Genomic DNA, 15,650 nt, shown 5'->3' on the forward strand with positions numbered 1-15,650 from the left:
CGCCGGCGTCGCACACAACACCGGTGGCAGCACCGGCGGTGCGATGTGTGCGCACGCCTTGGGCCAGCGTGGAAGGCGAGTTGCTCGGGCAACCCCCAGCGGATCCCGTACATCTCGCGGATGCGCGGCGGCAGGCTGCCTGTACCAGCAGGTAGAACGCGTCGACGACCTGGCGCATCGGCCTGTGCTGCGGATAGGGCACACGCCGACCTGCGCGCCCGCACGAACCAGACGGTGCGGGTTTTCGCCCGCCTGGTCGCCGCCGAGGGCATCGACTTCTACGGCGTCACCGACCCGCATCCGGATCCCGCCATCGACTTTCGCGCGACCTACCTGGTCGGCGGCCTGGTCCAAACCTCACCGCCTGGCTTCAGGACGACCTGCCCCTGACCCGGGACGAACTGATCGACCACACCACCGACGTCTTCGTACTCCTCGGCGAGGACCTCGCCCGCCGCCTCACCTGAACACCCTACGGACTCAGGCGGACGATCTCCGGGTCCGATGGTTCGCCTTGCAGCACGACACGGAAGGCCAGGCCCTTGGTGGACCAGTAGTCGGCGGCTTCGCGCATGGCTTCGGTGAACCAGGCGCGTTCCTCCAGTTCGTCGACGAGCAGATCGGCCGAATCGCGGATCACGGCAACGTATCCGGCGGCGGGACCGACGAAATCATCAAGATCGCGCAGACATTCGTCGAAGGCGTCCTTATTCGCACCGAAGTAGTACGGGAATTGGAACGCGGCCGCGAATTCGTCGAAAACGCGTGCGGTAGTGCGCATTTTTGGCCCGCGTAGTTCCCGCACCGCGTAGTCGACGGGGGCGTCGTAACGCACGCCACTGAGTGTTGGGGCATCGACGGGGAGGGCACCGAGGACGGCGGTCGGCGCCGAGGCCGCCCGGTCGATGGACCGCCCGGCCTCGGGACGGGCAAGGAACTGCGATAACGGAACTGTCATCAGCGCATCCTCGTGAAGGTTTCGTAGTGGTCGCTGGTGTACCAGGCGGAACCGTCGCTGCCGGTCACAATGCGTTCGGCATCGCGGGAACGGTTCGGCTGCTTCGGATTCACATCCCATTCCTGGTAGGTGATGGCCGTGCCCGCCGAATCCTTGGCAGGCAGCGTGCCGGCGCGGTTCATCCAACGGTCACCGCCCTTGGTGCCGGACGCGTTCGCCGAATCCGGCCAGCGGCCGGCGTCGATTTCGGCCAGGGTCGCGTAGGCACGGTCCGGCACACCAGGGGCTCGAACGATGGATGTGGTAATCACATCAGGGCCGCGCGCCGGCGCGACCACGCTGGCGCTGCGAGTGGTCGAGGTGACCGAGGCCGCGGTAGGTTTGCTGTCCCCGCCACCGCGCGAGGCGAGCAATGCGATCACCAAGGCCATCAAGGCCACACCGAGTGCGGCGAAGGCGCGAACCCGCTTCGAGGAAATATTCATGCGATCCCGATCTCCAGCACTGCCATGTCGTGAATCATCTTCGCCTGAATCTCATCGATATTGCACCGTGACGGGCGCATGGTCGGACCAACGTTCGGCATAGGTGGCGGCGCGTTCGACCACGGCCTGCTTCGCCCGGGTGGCCACCTCGCCCCGCGCCAGGTGGTAATCGATGCGCCAACCCGCATCATTGTCGTAGGCGCGGCCCCGGTAGGACCACCAGCTATACGGGCCCGCGACACCGGGATGCAGGCTGCGAACCACATCCACGTATCCGGCGGCGAGCATGCCATCGATCCAGGCCCGCTCCTGCGGGAGGAAGCCGGAGTTCTTCAGGTTGCCCTTCCAGTTCTTGATATCGAATTCGGTATGCGCGACATTCCAGTCGCCGCAGATCACGAAATCGCTGGTCTGCGCGCGCATATGGGTGCCGATTTCGTCGAGGAAACGGTACTTTTCGTCCTGCATCGGCGTATCCGCCTCGCCGGTGTGCACATACACGCTGGCCACGGTCAGTTCGTCGAATTCGGCCTCGACATAGCGTCCGGTACCGGCGAATTCGGCACTGGGGTCCCAGGTTCCGTCCTGCCAGCGACCGATTCCGATGCGCACGGCCCGCGGTTCCCGACGGGACAGGATGCCCACTCCGGCCCGCCCCTTCGCCCCCGGCTCGGCATGCGTCAGATACCAGCCCGCTTCCAGCGCGGGCGCGAGCGCCGCGCGGGTCTGCTCATCGGTTGCCCGGGTCTCCTGAAGGCAGATGATGTCGGCCTCGGTGGCTGCCAGCCACTCGAGCATCCCCCTGCCCGTCTTACCGGTCGCCGCACGGACGCCGTTCACGTTGATCGACGAGATGATATAAGGCACCTCACGACCGTACAATGCTGGTCAGAGGAATTCCCCCGGGACATCGCAGTCCAGGAAGGGGTGATCGACAATGAAGTCAGGCACCACCAACTCCCCCGCCCCGATCAAAGCGCTGCATATCGGATCCGGTGATCCGGTCCTGCTCCTGCACGGGTTCATGCTCTCGCCGCACTGCTGGGAACAGGTTGCGCTGCGGCTTTCCGCGCATTGCGAGGTATTCGCCCCGGCCTTCGCAGGCCACTGGGGTGGCGAACCGATCGACGGCCGGTTGACCGATACCCATGCCTTCGCCGATCAGATCGAGGATCAACTCGACGAACTCGGTTGGCGTACCTGCCATATCGCGGGCAATTCGCTCGGCGGCTGGGTCGGATTCGAACTGGCCCGCCGGGGCCGGGCCCGCACCCTGACCGCGATCGCACCGGCGGGCGGTTGGCACTCGCCCTCGCTCATTCAGTTCCGTGCGGGCGCGAAGTTCCTGTCGCTGGTGCCGCTCGTCCAAATCGGCAAGCGGCTCGGCGGATTCGCGATCAACAATCCGATCGTGCAGCGGTTCGTGCTGCTGTTGCTCAGTAAGAACGCCGCCGCCGTCTCGCGGCGCGATATCGCCGCCGTGATCACGGCCACCCTGCATTGCGATGCCATGATTCCGATGATCATGGGCACCGTGCGAGCTCCCGCACTGGAAGACCTATCGACCCTCCCGACCCCGGTGCGCCTGCTGATGGCCGAATACGACCGGATCATCCCCAACCGCGTGTACGCACGCCGCTTCCTGCAGGAACTGCCCGACTCCGCCGATCGCATCCTGGTCAACGGCGTCGGGCACGTCCCCATGCTCGAAGCGCCCGACCGCATAGCAACGTTGATCGCCGAACATATCTACGCCAGCCGCACCCACTTGCGCGCTGTCTGAAAACACACCACATGCCGTTCACCGCCGCACACGTGCTGCGCCGACCGCACAGGGCAGGTCAACGGCGGCGAAGAGCCCATTGGCTATTCGGCGTGCCCCGGCAATGGCCGCGCGGCCAGCGCGGCGGTCGCGATCTCGCGTAGATGCACCGACGCCCGCCGCCAACGCCGGTGCGCCCGTTCGGAATCCGGATCTATGAAGTTGGAGACCAGGATCCCGTGCAGCGCATCCATCGCGGTGTCGACGAAATCGCGAGCTTGCTTGCGCCGTATCTCATCCGGGACGAATCGGGTGACCGCCATCAGCACCGCATTGTTGACGAACGGTTCGACCTTATCCATGGCCGAGGCGAGTACCGGATCGGTCCGGCCCGCCAGCCACAGCTCGGCGGTGGCTATGAACAGCGGCCCCTGATGGAGCTCCCAGAGGAAGTCCAGGGCCGCCCCGACGGGGTCGTTACCGCCTTGGACCTCGGCCATCTCCCGCATCGCGGTCTCCGCGCGCAACTGCGCCAGATGGCTGATCGTCGCGACCACCAGATCGGTCTTGGACCCGAAGTGGTGCACCTGCGCCCCACGGGTGACCCCGGCCCGCTCCGCGACCCGCGGCGTCGTGGTCCCCGCGTAACCGTATTCGACCAGGCAGTCGATGGTGGCGTCGAGCAGCCGGGTGCGCATTTCACTACTGCGCTGCTCCTGCGTGCGGCGCTGCTGCTTGGGCGCTTCGGGCCTGGTCATTCCGGCGACTCTACACTTACATACAGATCTGTACGTTCATTTGCCGTCTGCCGCGGTTACTCGCCGACCTGCGCGGATTCTTCAAAAAAGTGATCTGATCGGTCCGCCCATCGGCGACGATTACCTCGACCCGATTTCTCGATCCGAGGAGCGCAGATGGCCAACGATTGGAATCAGAACATCATCGCGGAGTTCCGGGCGAATGCGGGCAAGGTCGGCGGCCCGTTCGAGGGCAAGGATCTACTGCTGCTCACCACGATCGGTGCGAAAACCGGACTGCCGCGCACGAACCCGACGGCCTATATCCGCGACGGCGACCGTGTGGTGATCGTCGCGTCCAAGGCCGGCGCGCCCGTCAACCCGGACTGGTATCACAATGTGCTGGCGAATCCGAAGGTCACGCTGGAGATCGGCACCGAAACCATGGAGGCGACGGCCACCCCGATCACCGGAGGTCCGGAACGCGATCGGCTCTACGCCGCGATGGTGGCGGTCATGCCGGGCTTCGCCGAATACGAGACCAAGACCGATCGGGTGATTCCGGTCGTCGCGCTGCAACCCAACGCCGGAAAACCCAGCGCCGGAAAACCCAGCGCCTAAGCCACGGCGCGCCGACCGGTCCAGAAGGTCACCGTGAACAGCAGCACACCCAGCACCGCCAGCCCCGCACCGACGGTCGCGGGCGCGGTGTAGCCCAGGCCCGCCGCGATGACGAGTCCGCCCAACCAGGCGCCCGCCGCATTGGCGATATTGAGGGCCGCGTGATTGAGCGCCGCGGCGAGGGTCTGAGCGTCGGCGGCGACATCCATCAGCCGGGTCTGCAGACCGGGCGCGAGCGCGGCACCCGATGCGCCGATGAAGAAGGCACCGACCGCCGCCGTGTACGGGTTATGTGCGGCGGCAACGAATCCCGCGAGGATGACGACCATGGCGATCATCGACAGGTAGATCGCCCGGTCGACGCCGCGATCGGCCAAGATGCCGCCGACAATATTGCCCGCGACCATGCCGAGCCCGAAGAGCATGAGCACGAACGGCACCAGACCGAGTGCCATCCCGGCCACATCGGTCAGCGTGGTGGTGATGTAGGTATAGACGGCGAACATGCCGCCGAAGCCGATCGCGCCGACCAGCAGGGTCAGCAGCACCTGCGAGCGACGCAGTGCGCCGAGTTCGGTCATCGGGTTGGTGATCCGGATACCGTGCAGCTCGGGAACGAATCGGAGCAGGGCCGCGACGGTCGCGACACCGACGAGCGCGGCCACTACGAAGGCATCGCGCCAACCCAGATGCTGGCCCAGCCAGGTCGCACTGGGAACGCCGACAACATTGGCGGCGCTCAGTCCCAGCATAACCGCGGCGACCGCTTTTGCGCGCTGGCCTACAGGTGCCAATGTGGCAGCGGCCAGCGAGGCGACACCGAAGTACGCGCCGTGCGGCAGGCCGGAAACAAATCGCGCGATGACCAGAGTGTCGAACGTGGGCGCAATAACCGTCGCCGCGTTTCCGATAGTGAACGCGACCATGAGGGCGACGAGCAGACGTTTGCGCGGCACCCGCGCGGCGAGTGCGGCGATCAGCGGTGCGCCGACGACAACGCCGAGCGCATAGGCCGATACGGCATGCCCTGCGGTCGGCTCGGAGACGTGCATGGCGCTCGCGATATCGGGCAACAAACCCATGGTGACGAATTCGGTTGTGCCGATCCCGAATCCACCGAGGGCCAGCGCGAGCATCGCCGGAATATGCCAGCCCGTCCGCTCGGCCTCGGCGGATGCTGGGGTATGCGTGGCAGCGGTATCGGTCACGTAGTGATGTAACCGCCCGGCGACTGCCCACGCTTCCCCTGCAAGCGTGAGTTCCCCCACGTCAGCGTCGCGAAATCGAAAGCCGCACCCGCATACCGCGCATTCCGGGCACCACACGGCGAACCTGCCTCGATCCCCGCACCAGATATCGCGATCCGACCGTTCACATCGGAATGCCGACGACGGTGACACACGGGTCGCGAAACAGTGCGGGCACCCGTACCACCGGTGCGGTGCGGGTGCCCGGATCAGCACCGAGGCTCCGCGTAACAAGTGGAGCCCGGTTCACATCAGCCTGCTCGAGCGACAACCGATTTCGCTCGAACATGGGTAACTCGTCGGGGACGCCCAGACCTCAGCCGCGCCGTTACCGGCGGCCTGGTGCGAAGATCTCGCGGCACCGACGACCGGCGGCAAAAGGCGCGCAGAGGCGGGGGAGCTCAGCGCAGGGCGCGGGCCAAGTTGGCGTCGAGCGCACCGAGGAACTCCTCGGTGGTCAGGTAGCCCTGATCGCCGCCGACGAGCAGCGCAAGGTCCTTGGTCATCTGGCCGCCTTCGACGGTCTTGATGACGACATCCTCGAGGGTCTGCGCGAAGCCGATCACCTCGGGAGTGTTGTCCAGCTTGCCGCGGTGCTCGAGGCCGCGCGTCCAGGCGAAGATCGACGCGATCGGATTGGTCGAGGTCGGCTTGCCCTGCTGGTGCTGGCGGTAGTGCCGCGTGACAGTGCCGTGCGCGGCCTCGGCCTCGCAGGTCTTGCCGTCCGGGGTGAGCAGCACCGAGGTCATCAGGCCGAGCGAGCCGAAGCCTTGGGCCACGGTGTCGGACTGCACGTCGCCGTCGTAGTTCTTGCAGGCCCAGACGTAGCCGCCCTCCCATTTCATGGAGGAGGCGACCATATCGTCGATCAGGCGATGCTCGTAGGTGAGGCCCGCCGCGTCGAACTGGGTCTTGAACTCGGCGTCGAACACCTCCTGGAAGGTGTCCTTGAACATGCCGTCGTATGCCTTCAGGATGGTGTTCTTGGTCGACATGTAGACCGGGTAGTTCTGCTGCAGGCCGTAGTTGAACGAGGCCCGCGCGAAGTCCTCGATGGACTTCTTGAAGTTGTACATCCCCATCACGACGCCGCCGTCCTCGGGCATCTTCACGACCTCGTGCACGATCGGCTCGCTGCCGTCGTCGGGAGTGAAGGTGAGGGTGACGGTGCCGCCCTGGAACACCTTGAAGTCGGTGGCGCGGTATTGATCGCCGAAGGCGTGACGGCCGATGATGATGGGCTTGGTCCAGCCCGGGACCAGACGCGGCACGTTCGAGATGATGATCGGCGCGCGGAAAATGGTTCCGCCGAGGATGTTGCGGATGGTGCCGTTGGGCGAGCGCCACATCTTCTTCAGGCCGAATTCCTCGACCCTGGCCTCATCCGGGGTGATCGTGGCGCATTTCACGCCGACACCGTGTTCCTTGATCGCGTTCGCCGCGTCGATCGTGACCTGGTCGTCTGTTTTGTCGCGGTATTCGATACCGAGGTCGTAGTACTCGAGGTTCAGATCGAGATACGGGTGGATCAGCTTGTCCTTGATGAACTGCCAGATGATCCGGGTCATCTCGTCGCCGTCGAGTTCGACGACGGTGCCTTCAACCTTGATCTTGGACATGGATCTTCGTGTCCTCCTAGGATGGTGCCCTCATTGCACGGCCAGGCGAACACGCTTGTGAGCGGACCCCAGCTGTTCCAACAGACAACGTATATGTCCCGCGTTGTCCGCGAGACGTGTGGTGCAAACAAGACAAGCGTACTGCTGCCACTGAGCTCACCGCGCGGGCAGCCCCCCATGTGAGCCCGCCCGGAATTGTTACCGACAAGTAGGTCGGCGACGCGGCGCGAGACAGCAATGTCCGGGTATCTCGTCGGACACCCGGACACGCTATTTCAGGATCAGACTGCGACCGGAATCCGCGCCTTCCTCGAATCCGCTGATCAGGTTTTCCGGCTTGTCCCGAATCATCAACGCGATCACCGGAATTGCCGCGAGGAAGCACCCGGCGCCGCCATAGCACGCCACGTCGCAGCTGTGGATCGAGGCGCAGGTTGTCGAGCGTCGGGTTGTTCTGCACGAAGGTTATGGCCGTCTGCACCGAGATGGCGGTGCGCCGTGCGGTGCCGACCACGCCGCCGATCTGCTGTGCCGCATTCAACAGTCGGTGCCCGAACCAGTGGAAAACCGGTAACGGATTTCAGTCGCCGACCGCCCGGCGGTTACCATGTCCGTCAGGTCATGAGTGCCAGCGCGAAGCCCCGGCTTGCTGGACGGCAACCCTCCAGCAGCGGTGGGGTGCTCCGGGTGATGACCGGGCTCTCGATGGTCGAGGGCAAGCGCGCACTTCAGGAGGTATTCCGATGAGTTGTTGTCCGTCACCCGCACTTCGATAAGACCTGTCGGCGAACAACACCTTGGAGCACGACATGAGTGACCCCATCGCGTCCGCGGCCGATCGGTTCGTCGCGAGCGCGCAGATCACCGGCGCATCCACCCGCCCGATCTACCGGACCGCGGCCCGGTTCAGCCGGGTAGCTAACATCGGGGCCGTGCGTTCTCTCGTGATTCATCCGGCGTCGGCGACGCACAGTTCCGCGGGGGTGACGTCATGAGCGCGGTCACGACGGAGCCCAGCGCCAGCGAGGCGGACGTGAGGGAGCGCAGCGAGCGAACCATCAACACAGCACCCTCGGTCACGGCGGAGCCGAGCGCCAGCGAGGCGGAGTCGTGACCGTGAGCGCTGACCCGAGTACCGCGCACCCGTCAGCGGCAGCCCTGCCACCGCCGGACGGGCAGCTCGGCATCTTCGCCATCGGGGATGTGCGGCTGGAAAGCGGCGCGATCATCCCGGACGTGCATCTGGCCGTGCAGCGCTGGGGCGAGCTCTCCCCCACATTGGACAATGTGGTGCTCGTCGAGCACGCGCTGACCGGCGATTCGCATGTCGTCGGGGTGCCCGACGACATTCATCCGCTGCCCGGCTGGTGGGACGGCATGGTCGGTCCGGGGGCACCGGTGGATACCGACGAATGGTGTGTCATCGCGACGAATGTGCTGGGCGGATGCAAGGGCAGCACCGGCCCCTCGACGCTGGCGCCGGATGGAAAGCCTTGGGGTGCAAGGTTTCCGGAAATCTCGATCCGGGATCAGGTGACCGCGGAAGCGGCACTGCTGGATCTGCTCGGCATCGAACGCCTGGCCGCCGTCGTCGGCGGTTCGATGGGTGGTATGCGGGTGCTGGAATGGATCGTCGGCGCACCGGAGCGGGTCGGATCCGCACTGGTACTGGCCGTCGGCGCACGCGCGACCGCCGACCAGATCGGTACGCAGACAACGCAAATCGCCGCCATCAAGGCCGATCCGGACTGGCAGGGCGGGGATTACCATGACACCGACCGCGCCCCGATGACCGGTATGGGCATCGCCCGCCGCATCGCCCACCTGACCTACCGCACCGAGGGCGAACTCGATCACCGCTTCGAGAACAATGCGCAGGGTGATGAGGATCCGCGCAACGGCGGCCGCTACGCGGTACAGAGCTATCTGGACCACCAGGCCGAAAAGCTTTGCACCCGCTTCGATCCCGCCACCTATGTCCTGCTGACCGAGGCGATGAACCGACATGATATCGGCCGCGGGCGCGGTGGTATCGCGGCCGCGCTCGCCGCCACCCCGGTACCGTGTGTGGTCGGCGGGGTCGACTCGGATCGCCTGTACCCGCTGCGAACACAGCAGGAATTGGCCGACGGTTTGCCGGGCTGCGAGGGCCTGGAGATCGTGCACTCCCGCGACGGTCACGACGGCTTCCTCACCGAAGCCGCCGCGGTTTCCAAGCTGCTGACCGAAACAATGCGATTGGCGCGGGTCAGCCGCACCAGCTGAAGTTTCGCCGACTTCGCAATCCGGTTCGTAGCCATGGACGGAGCATTCGTCGACGCGTAGTCGCGATCCCGACGTCACCCACCGCACCCGGGTCGCCAACCCCGCGAGCGCATCCGCGCGACACCCGTCGAGCCGGAGCTGACGCCGTATGGGCGTCTCAGCCGACGCCCAGCGTATTGATGGTCGCGGCGATGAATACTATGGCGGTGCCGAGCAGGCTCAGCGCGGCGACATCGAACGGCCTGCTGCGCACCGCGAGCAGTCCGACCCGGGCCGTTGGCAGACACAGCCGGAAGGTTGCCGCGAGCAGGGCCGCACCACCGAAGAACAGCGCGCCGCGCCGCCAGCGGTCCCAGGCCACGAAAACGACCGCGAGCAGAATGACCGCCGTCACGACCAGCATAGGCAGATGGCCGCGCAGGAACTGCGCACCCAGGCTGGTCCGGCCGGACTGCCGTTCGGCGGCAGAGGAGTCAACGTCGGTCACGCCCCGATTCTTGCAGACGGCGTGCGGCCGCTGACACCAGTGCGGCGCGGCCGTGCGCCGCACGCCGAGCTTCGAGGCAGGGCTCCTGCTCCGCAACGGGTTTTGCCGCCCAGCGGACACCTGATCGAACATTGCCCCTGACTACTACGCGGCGTAGACCGAGCGACCTGGTTGACTGCACTGGTGTTTCGTTTGATGTTTCACGAGCCCGCTATTCCCGGAAATACCGGCAATGCGATCCGACTTGTCGCGGGAACCGGGTGTGAGCTGCATCTGGTCGAGCCGCTGGGGTTCGACCTCTCGGAGGCGAAGTTGCGGCGGGCCGGATTGGATTACCACGATCTGGCCTCGGTGACGGTGCACAAGAATCTCGCGGCGGCGTGGGCGGCGGTGCGGCCCGAGCGCGTCTTCGCATTCACTACCCAGGCGAGCACGCGGTATACCGATGTGGCCTATCAACAGGGGGATGTGCTGCTGTTCGGCACCGAACCGACGGGGTTGCCGACAGCGGTACTCGATGATCCGCACGTCACCGATCAACTGCGCATTCCGATGCTGCCCGGCCGCCGCTCGATGAACCTCTCCAATGCCGCCGCCGTCACCGTCTACGAGGCTTGGCGCCAGTTCGGATTTCCCGGCGCGGTATGACCTTGTCGCTCAAAGGTCTACTTCGAAGCGTTTGAAGGGGGAGGTGGCCCCTGCGGCCAGACGGACGGCGGATTTGGGGATACCGTAGTGGTCGGCGAGCAGTTCGATGGCGGCCTTGTTGGCCTTACCTTCCACGGCTGGGGCGCGGACATACAGCTGGAGGGTGCCGTCGTCGAGGGTTTCGACGAGTGGGCCCTTACGGCTGTTCGGCTTGATCGTCGCCCTTACGACCGTCGGCACCTGTATCTCCTATCGTCCCAGTGCTTTTCCCGGCCTCAGTGCCCGCGCCGGTTCCAGCGCCTGGCGCAGTCTCAGCACCGGTATCCGTCCCTGCACCAGTCCCGGTCCCGACACCTGTACCCGTCCCGGCTCCTGCACCTTCCGCCGCCGTCGCGCCAGCGCCGGTCGGGGCGCCGACTACCGCCTTACCCTCCTCGGATTCTCCCCGACGCGAGGAGTCGCGCTTGCCACCCCGCACCACCCGCACGACGCCCCACACCACCGCGCCGATCACCACGACGAATCCGAGCCACGGAATCGCCTTGCCGGTGAACACCACCGCGTCCTTCAGCCAACCCACCAGTGAATGCCAGCCGGAGACGATGCCGTCCCAGAAATTGGTCGGCCCCTCGTCGGATTCCTTGTTCTGGGCGGTGATGTCGATGGTGAGTGTGGACAGCGCGACCTGATCGTCGAGATGTCGCTTCTGCGCGGTGAGGCTGTCGAGCTCACCCTGCCGACTCGACAGCGCCTGTTCGGCGGCGATGAGATCCGCCGTATTGGTCGCACCGGCGATGAGCGTGCGCAACCGGTCGACCGAGGCCTGCAGCGCCTTGATCCTGGCGTCGAGGTCCTCCCACCGCATGGTGACATCGTCGCGGTTGGTGCTCATCCGGGTGACCCGGCCGACCCCGCTCAGGCCGTCGATGAACTTGTCCGTCTTATCCGCGGGCACCCGCACAGTGAGCGTGGACTGCGGATCGGTGTCACCGGTCCCCGGCTGCTCGGTGCGGCTGTCGACCCGGCCGCCGACCTCGAGCACCCGATCGGTCACCTGACCGGCCGCCCTGATCGGGGCGTCCGCAGTGATGTCGACGCTGCCGGTGACGACCTCCTTGCGCGCCTCGACGGTGGTCCCGCCGGTATCCCCCTTCGCCGGGGAGCCCTCGCGCAGACTCGGTGGCGGCGCCATCGGCGCGACGGTCGCCATGCCCGACCGGCCTGTGCCGGCCTTGTCGCCGTTGCCGTCACCACAGCCGACCAGCAACGTCAAACCCAGCAGGCCGATCACCAGCGCAGCAAGCTTCCGCATGGACGCAGGGTAGCCGCTGCGACGAATTCGGTCACGAAACACGATGCGGGCCATCCCCGAACGCCCAAGCGGCGCCGACCAATTTCACGAAGAATCGTGGCTCAACGAAAGTCACGAGATTTCGAATCGACGCGCAGGTCCATGCGCTGCAGATATTCGGCGACGACGCTGACCGCGCCCTCGGCATTCTGGACGCGACCGCGGATGAGCAGAGCAGGGGCGCTCTGGGCCAGGCGGCGATAGCGGGTCCACAGGCCCACCGAGCAGACGACGTTCACCATGCCGGTTTCGTCTTCCAGGTTGAGGAAGGTGACACCGGCGGCGGTGGCGGGGCGTTGGCGATGCGTGACGGCGCCGCCGACCAGCACGCGGGAGCCATCGGCCACATCGAGCAAACCTGCGGCGGGGATGACGCCGAGCGCATCCAGTTGCGGGCGCAGGAATTCGGTGGGATAGCTGCCCGGGGAAATACCGGTGGCCCAGACGTCGGCGGCGGCCAACTCGAGGTCGCTCATGCCGGGCAGGGCAGGAGCAGTGGTGGCGGCACCGGTGCCGGGGAGACGGTCGCGACGTTCGCCCGCCGCGGCGCCGGCCGCCCACAGCGCCGCACGTCGGGTGATGCCGAGACAGCCCAAAGCGCCTGCGGTCGCCAGGGATTCGGCCTGGGCAACGGTGAGTTCCACCCGTCCGGTCAGGTCGAGGAAGGAGGTGTACGGGCCGGTCGAGCGGGCGGCGACAATGCGTTCGGCCAGGTCGGTACCGATATGGCGAATCGTCGCAAGGCCGAGCCGCACCTCGTCGCCCTGGTTTTCGAGAGTGGGTTCGGCGCGGCTGGCATTGATATCGGGTCCGTGCACCAGGACGCCGTGCCTACGGGCGTCGGCGACCAGCGACTGCGGGGAGTAGAACCCCATCGGCTGGGCACGCAGCAATCCGGCACAGAAAGCCGCCGGATAGTGCAGTTTGAACCAGGCCGAATAGAAAACGATCGAGGCGAAACTCTGCGAATGGCTCTCCGGGAAGCCGAAATTCGCGAAGGCGTACAGCTTTTCGTAGATGCGGTCGGCGACTTCGCCGGTAATGCCGTGCAGATCGCGCATGCCCTGATACAGCCGGTCCTTGAGGCGCTCCATGCGTTCCGGTGAGCGTTTGGAACCCATGGCGCGGCGCAGTTGATCGGCCTCGGCGGCGGTGAAACCGGCGACGTCGATGGCCATCTGCATGAGCTGTTCCTGAAACAGCGGCACACCGAGGGTGCGTTTCAGCGAATTCTTCAGCGCGTCATGGTCATAGCGCACCTGCTCGTCACCATTGCGGCGGCGGATGTAGGGATGCACCGAACCACCCTGGATCGGACCCGGTCGAATGAGCGCCACCTCCACCACCAGGTCGTAGAATTTCCGCGGCTTCAGCCGGGGCAGCGTGGCCATCTGCGCACGCGACTCCACCTGGAACACCCCTACCGAATCGGCGCGCGAGAGCATCTCGTAGACGGCGGTTTCCTGCAGGTCCAGCTGGTGCAGTTCGACGGTTTCGCCCTTGTGCTCGCGCACCATATCGATCATGTAGTGCAGCGCGGAGAGCATACCGAGACCGAGCAGGTCGAACTTCACCAAATCGATTGCGGCGCAATCGTCTTTATCCCACTGCAGTACGCTGCGGCCGGGCATGCGCGCCCATTCGACCGGGCAGACATCGGCGATGGGCCGGTCACAGATCACCATGCCACCGGAATGGATACCGAGATGCCTCGGCAGACCTTCGATTTCGGCGGCCAACTCCAGTACTTCCGCGGGAATATCGGCACCGGTTTCGGCGCCGACCCCAGTCCAGCGACTCACCTCTTTACTCCAGGCGTCCTGCTGTCCGGGCGAAAAGCCCAGTGCGCGTGCGGCATCGCGGACCGCGGACTTGCCGCGATAGGTGATCACATTCGCCACTTGCGCGGCATATTCGCGGCCGTATTTGGTGTAGACGTGCTGGATCGCCTCCTCACGGCGATCGGATTCGATATCGATGTCGATATCGGGCGGACCGTCGCGCTCCGGGGCAAGGAAGCGTTCGAACAGCAACTCGGCGGCGATCGGGTCGACATTGGTGATGCCGATCGCGTAGCAGACGGCCGAATTGGCCGCCGAACCCCGGCCCTGGCAAAGGATGTCGTTATCCCTGCAGAAGCTGACGATATCGTGCACCACCAGGAAGTAGCCGGGAAATTTCATTGTGTTGATGATCGCGAGTTCGTGCTCGATCTGCCGATACGCCGCAGGATTTCCCGACGGCGGACCGTACCGTCGAGCGGCACCCGAAAAGGTGAGCTCACGCAGCCAGGAAGCCTCGTCGTGGTTATCGGGCACCTCGAACGGCGGCAGGCTCGGCGCGATCAATTTCAGATCGAAGGCGCATTCGCGCGCGAGTATCACCGCATTCGCCACCGCCTCCGGACAGGCGGCGAACAACTGCGCCATCTCCGCACCGGAGCGCAGATGCGCGCCACCGGTCGGCGGCAACCAGCCCGCGATATCGTCCAGGCTCCGGCGCGCTCGGATGGCCGCGAGAGCCATGGCGCGACGGCGCTGGGCGGGGGCGGCGAAATGTGCCCCCGTGGTGGCCACCACGGGCAGACCGAGGCGATCGGCCAGAGCGATGAGGTGGGAGTTGCGTTCGTCGTCCTCCGCAATGCCGTGATGGGTGAGTTCCACGCTCACCCGGTCGGTGCCGAAGCGCTCCGTCAGGTCGCGCAGGGCGGCCTCGGCTCGCCTGAGGCGGGTGTCGCCCGCTTGCAGATCGCGGTCGAGGGCTTGGCGCACCTGGCCTTTGCGACATCCGGTCAGAATGTGCCAGTGTCCATCCGCCGCCGCGGTGAGCGTGTCCAGGTCGTAGCGGAGGATGCCCTTCGCACCCGCGGCCATATGCGCGGCCGCGATCTCGCTGGAGAGTCGGCGATAGCCCTCTTGACCGCGGGCGAGCACCAGCAGATGCGGACCGGCCGGATCCGGCGAGCCGGTGCGTGGCGCCGAATCGGGTGCGCCGATATGGCCGAGCGAACTGCCGAGTCGCGGTGTGTCTGCCGCGGTGCCGAGCGACAATTCGGCGCCGTAGACCGTCGGTATACCCCATTCCCTGGCCGCCTCGAAGAAGCGCACGGTTCCGTAGAAGCCGTCGTGATCGGTGAGCGCGATCGCCTCCAGTCCGAGCCGTACCGCCTCCTCCACCAACTCCTCCGGCTGACTCGCGCCGTCGAGGAAGCTGTAGGCCGAATGCGCGTGCAACTCCGCGTACGGCACCACCGGACCACCGGCCGGTTCGACCGGTTCGACCGGTTCGGGCCGATAATCCCCACGCTTGCGTGACCACGCCGGACTATCGCCGCCGTCGCCCGGATACATCGCGTCCGGATTCGTCGGCCCCGGCCTTCCGGACAGCACCCGTTCCAGCTCCGCCCAGGTCGGCGGGCCGTTGCTCCAACCCATGCCACATCACCTCCTCGCCTACTCGAACATACATTC

17 protein-coding genes and 1 riboswitch are annotated in these 15,650 nt (G+C 65.9%); of the genes, 5 read left to right on the top strand and 12 right to left on the bottom strand.

The genetic code is table 11. The features are described 5' to 3' along the window. Positions 1–234: 234 nt before the first annotated feature. The gene (locus ACW2Q0_RS17890) at positions 235–390 is read left to right on the top strand and encodes a hypothetical protein (RefSeq protein WP_457191487.1); all 156 of its coding nucleotides are present in this window, start codon (positions 235–237) and stop codon (positions 388–390) included. An 82-nt stretch (positions 391–472) separates the two neighbouring features. Here the strand turns inward: ACW2Q0_RS17890 and ACW2Q0_RS17895 are convergent, their stop codons facing one another. The 3 genes from ACW2Q0_RS17895 to ACW2Q0_RS17905 are packed head-to-tail and all read right to left on the bottom strand — an operon-like array spanning position 473 to position 2,310. Beyond that, positions 473–958, bottom strand: a complete 486-nt coding sequence (locus ACW2Q0_RS17895) for a barstar family protein (RefSeq protein ID WP_457191489.1) — start codon at positions 956–958, stop codon at positions 473–475. Beyond that, entirely contained in the window at positions 958–1,443 is a 486-nt protein-coding gene (locus ACW2Q0_RS17900) for a ribonuclease domain-containing protein (protein ID WP_457191491.1), read from the bottom strand. The genes ACW2Q0_RS17895 and ACW2Q0_RS17900 overlap by 1 nt, the downstream gene beginning before the upstream one ends. A gap of 51 nt (positions 1,444–1,494) precedes the next feature. Next, positions 1,495–2,310, bottom strand: a complete 816-nt coding sequence (locus ACW2Q0_RS17905; RefSeq protein WP_457191493.1) for an exodeoxyribonuclease III — start codon at positions 2,308–2,310, stop codon at positions 1,495–1,497. Between the two features lie 70 nt (positions 2,311–2,380). On the opposite strand from ACW2Q0_RS17905, the gene ACW2Q0_RS17910 reads away from it, so the two are divergent. Then, entirely contained in the window at positions 2,381–3,226 is an 846-nt protein-coding gene (locus ACW2Q0_RS17910; protein WP_457191495.1) for an alpha/beta fold hydrolase, read from the top strand. Positions 3,227–3,309: 83 nt separating this feature from the next. Here the strand turns inward: ACW2Q0_RS17910 and ACW2Q0_RS17915 are convergent, their stop codons facing one another. Beyond that, complete coding sequence (locus ACW2Q0_RS17915; RefSeq protein WP_457191497.1) at positions 3,310–3,963, bottom strand: TetR/AcrR family transcriptional regulator; 654 nt, start codon at positions 3,961–3,963, stop codon at positions 3,310–3,312. A 156-nt stretch (positions 3,964–4,119) separates the two neighbouring features. On the opposite strand from ACW2Q0_RS17915, the gene ACW2Q0_RS17920 reads away from it, so the two are divergent. Then, positions 4,120–4,563, top strand: coding sequence for a nitroreductase family deazaflavin-dependent oxidoreductase (locus ACW2Q0_RS17920; protein ID WP_457191499.1), 444 nt, complete (start codon positions 4,120–4,122; stop codon positions 4,561–4,563). Here the strand turns inward: ACW2Q0_RS17920 and ACW2Q0_RS17925 are convergent. From ACW2Q0_RS17925 to ACW2Q0_RS17940, 4 genes are all read right to left on the bottom strand, one after another. Continuing rightward, positions 4,560–5,771 carry an MFS transporter gene (locus tag ACW2Q0_RS17925; RefSeq protein ID WP_457191501.1) on the bottom strand — a complete coding sequence of 404 codons (1,212 nt, stop codon included), beginning with the start codon at positions 5,769–5,771 and terminating at the stop codon, positions 4,560–4,562. The two genes, ACW2Q0_RS17920 and ACW2Q0_RS17925, sit on opposite strands and share 4 nt — an antisense overlap. Positions 5,772–5,934: 163 nt before the next feature. Then, entirely contained in the window at positions 5,935–6,099 is a 165-nt protein-coding gene (locus ACW2Q0_RS17930; RefSeq protein ID WP_457191503.1) for a hypothetical protein, read from the bottom strand. 112 nt (positions 6,100–6,211) lie between these two features. Then, the gene (locus ACW2Q0_RS17935) at positions 6,212–7,429 is read right to left on the bottom strand and encodes an NADP-dependent isocitrate dehydrogenase (RefSeq protein WP_457191505.1); all 1,218 of its coding nucleotides are present in this window, start codon (positions 7,427–7,429) and stop codon (positions 6,212–6,214) included. 270 nt (positions 7,430–7,699) lie between these two features. Further along, complete coding sequence (locus ACW2Q0_RS17940; RefSeq protein WP_457191506.1) at positions 7,700–7,837, bottom strand: hypothetical protein; 138 nt, start codon at positions 7,835–7,837, stop codon at positions 7,700–7,702. 209 nt (positions 7,838–8,046) lie between these two features. Further along, positions 8,047–8,157: riboswitch (SAM riboswitch) on the top strand. A gap of 382 nt (positions 8,158–8,539) precedes the next feature. Here ACW2Q0_RS17940 and metX point away from each other — a divergent pair. Then, positions 8,540–9,694: a homoserine O-acetyltransferase MetX gene (gene metX / locus ACW2Q0_RS17945; protein ID WP_457191508.1), complete on the top strand. Its 1,155-nt coding sequence runs from the start codon at positions 8,540–8,542 to the stop codon at positions 9,692–9,694. A gap of 157 nt (positions 9,695–9,851) precedes the next feature. Here metX and ACW2Q0_RS17950 read toward each other — a convergent pair whose 3' ends face one another. Beyond that, positions 9,852–10,097 carry a DUF3017 domain-containing protein gene (locus ACW2Q0_RS17950; RefSeq protein ID WP_457191569.1) on the bottom strand — a complete coding sequence of 82 codons (246 nt, stop codon included), beginning with the start codon at positions 10,095–10,097 and terminating at the stop codon, positions 9,852–9,854. Positions 10,098–10,364: 267 nt separating this feature from the next. Here ACW2Q0_RS17950 and ACW2Q0_RS17955 point away from each other — a divergent pair, with 267 nt between their 5' ends. Then, complete coding sequence (locus ACW2Q0_RS17955) at positions 10,365–10,829, top strand: tRNA (cytidine(34)-2'-O)-methyltransferase (protein ID WP_457191510.1); 465 nt, start codon at positions 10,365–10,367, stop codon at positions 10,827–10,829. A 9-nt stretch (positions 10,830–10,838) separates the two neighbouring features. Here the strand turns inward: ACW2Q0_RS17955 and ACW2Q0_RS17960 are convergent, their stop codons facing one another. The 3 genes from ACW2Q0_RS17960 to ACW2Q0_RS17970 form a co-directional block, all read right to left on the bottom strand. Continuing rightward, positions 10,839–11,069: a DUF167 domain-containing protein gene (locus ACW2Q0_RS17960; RefSeq protein WP_457191512.1), complete on the bottom strand. Its 231-nt coding sequence runs from the start codon at positions 11,067–11,069 to the stop codon at positions 10,839–10,841. Beyond that, positions 11,026–12,141, bottom strand: a complete 1,116-nt coding sequence (locus ACW2Q0_RS17965; RefSeq protein WP_457191514.1) for a DUF4349 domain-containing protein — start codon at positions 12,139–12,141, stop codon at positions 11,026–11,028. The genes ACW2Q0_RS17960 and ACW2Q0_RS17965 overlap by 44 nt, the downstream gene beginning before the upstream one ends. 101 nt (positions 12,142–12,242) lie before the next feature. Next, a complete protein-coding gene (locus tag ACW2Q0_RS17970) occupies positions 12,243–15,614 on the bottom strand; it encodes an error-prone DNA polymerase (RefSeq protein ID WP_457191516.1) in 3,372 nt (1,123 codons plus the stop codon). Positions 15,615–15,650 lie beyond the last annotated feature (36 nt).

The sequence above is a fragment of the Nocardia citri genome, from assembly GCF_054065835.1.

What these genes read in the sequence shown, in the direction of transcription:
- ACW2Q0_RS17950 (WP_457191569.1), bottom strand. Translation starts at nt 10,097, where the DNA reads ATGCTGGTCGTGACGGCGGTCATTCTGCTCGCGGTCGTTTTCGTGGCC.
- ACW2Q0_RS17935 (WP_457191505.1), bottom strand. Translation starts at nt 7,429, where the DNA reads ATGTCCAAGATCAAGGTTGAAGGCACCGTCGTCGAACTCGACGGCGAC.
- ACW2Q0_RS17965 (WP_457191514.1), bottom strand. Translation starts at nt 12,141, where the DNA reads ATGCGGAAGCTTGCTGCGCTGGTGATCGGCCTGCTGGGTTTGACGTTG.
- ACW2Q0_RS17970 (WP_457191516.1), bottom strand. Translation starts at nt 15,614, where the DNA reads ATGGGTTGGAGCAACGGCCCGCCGACCTGGGCGGAGCTGGAACGGGTG.
- ACW2Q0_RS17920 (WP_457191499.1), top strand. Translation starts at nt 4,120, where the DNA reads ATGGCCAACGATTGGAATCAGAACATCATCGCGGAGTTCCGGGCGAAT.
- ACW2Q0_RS17900 (WP_457191491.1), bottom strand. Translation starts at nt 1,443, where the DNA reads ATGAATATTTCCTCGAAGCGGGTTCGCGCCTTCGCCGCACTCGGTGTG.
- ACW2Q0_RS17915 (WP_457191497.1), bottom strand. Translation starts at nt 3,963, where the DNA reads ATGACCAGGCCCGAAGCGCCCAAGCAGCAGCGCCGCACGCAGGAGCAG.
- ACW2Q0_RS17895 (WP_457191489.1), bottom strand. Translation starts at nt 958, where the DNA reads ATGACAGTTCCGTTATCGCAGTTCCTTGCCCGTCCCGAGGCCGGGCGG.
- ACW2Q0_RS17910 (WP_457191495.1), top strand. Translation starts at nt 2,381, where the DNA reads ATGAAGTCAGGCACCACCAACTCCCCCGCCCCGATCAAAGCGCTGCAT.
- ACW2Q0_RS17930 (WP_457191503.1), bottom strand. Translation starts at nt 6,099, where the DNA reads ATGTTCGAGCGAAATCGGTTGTCGCTCGAGCAGGCTGATGTGAACCGG.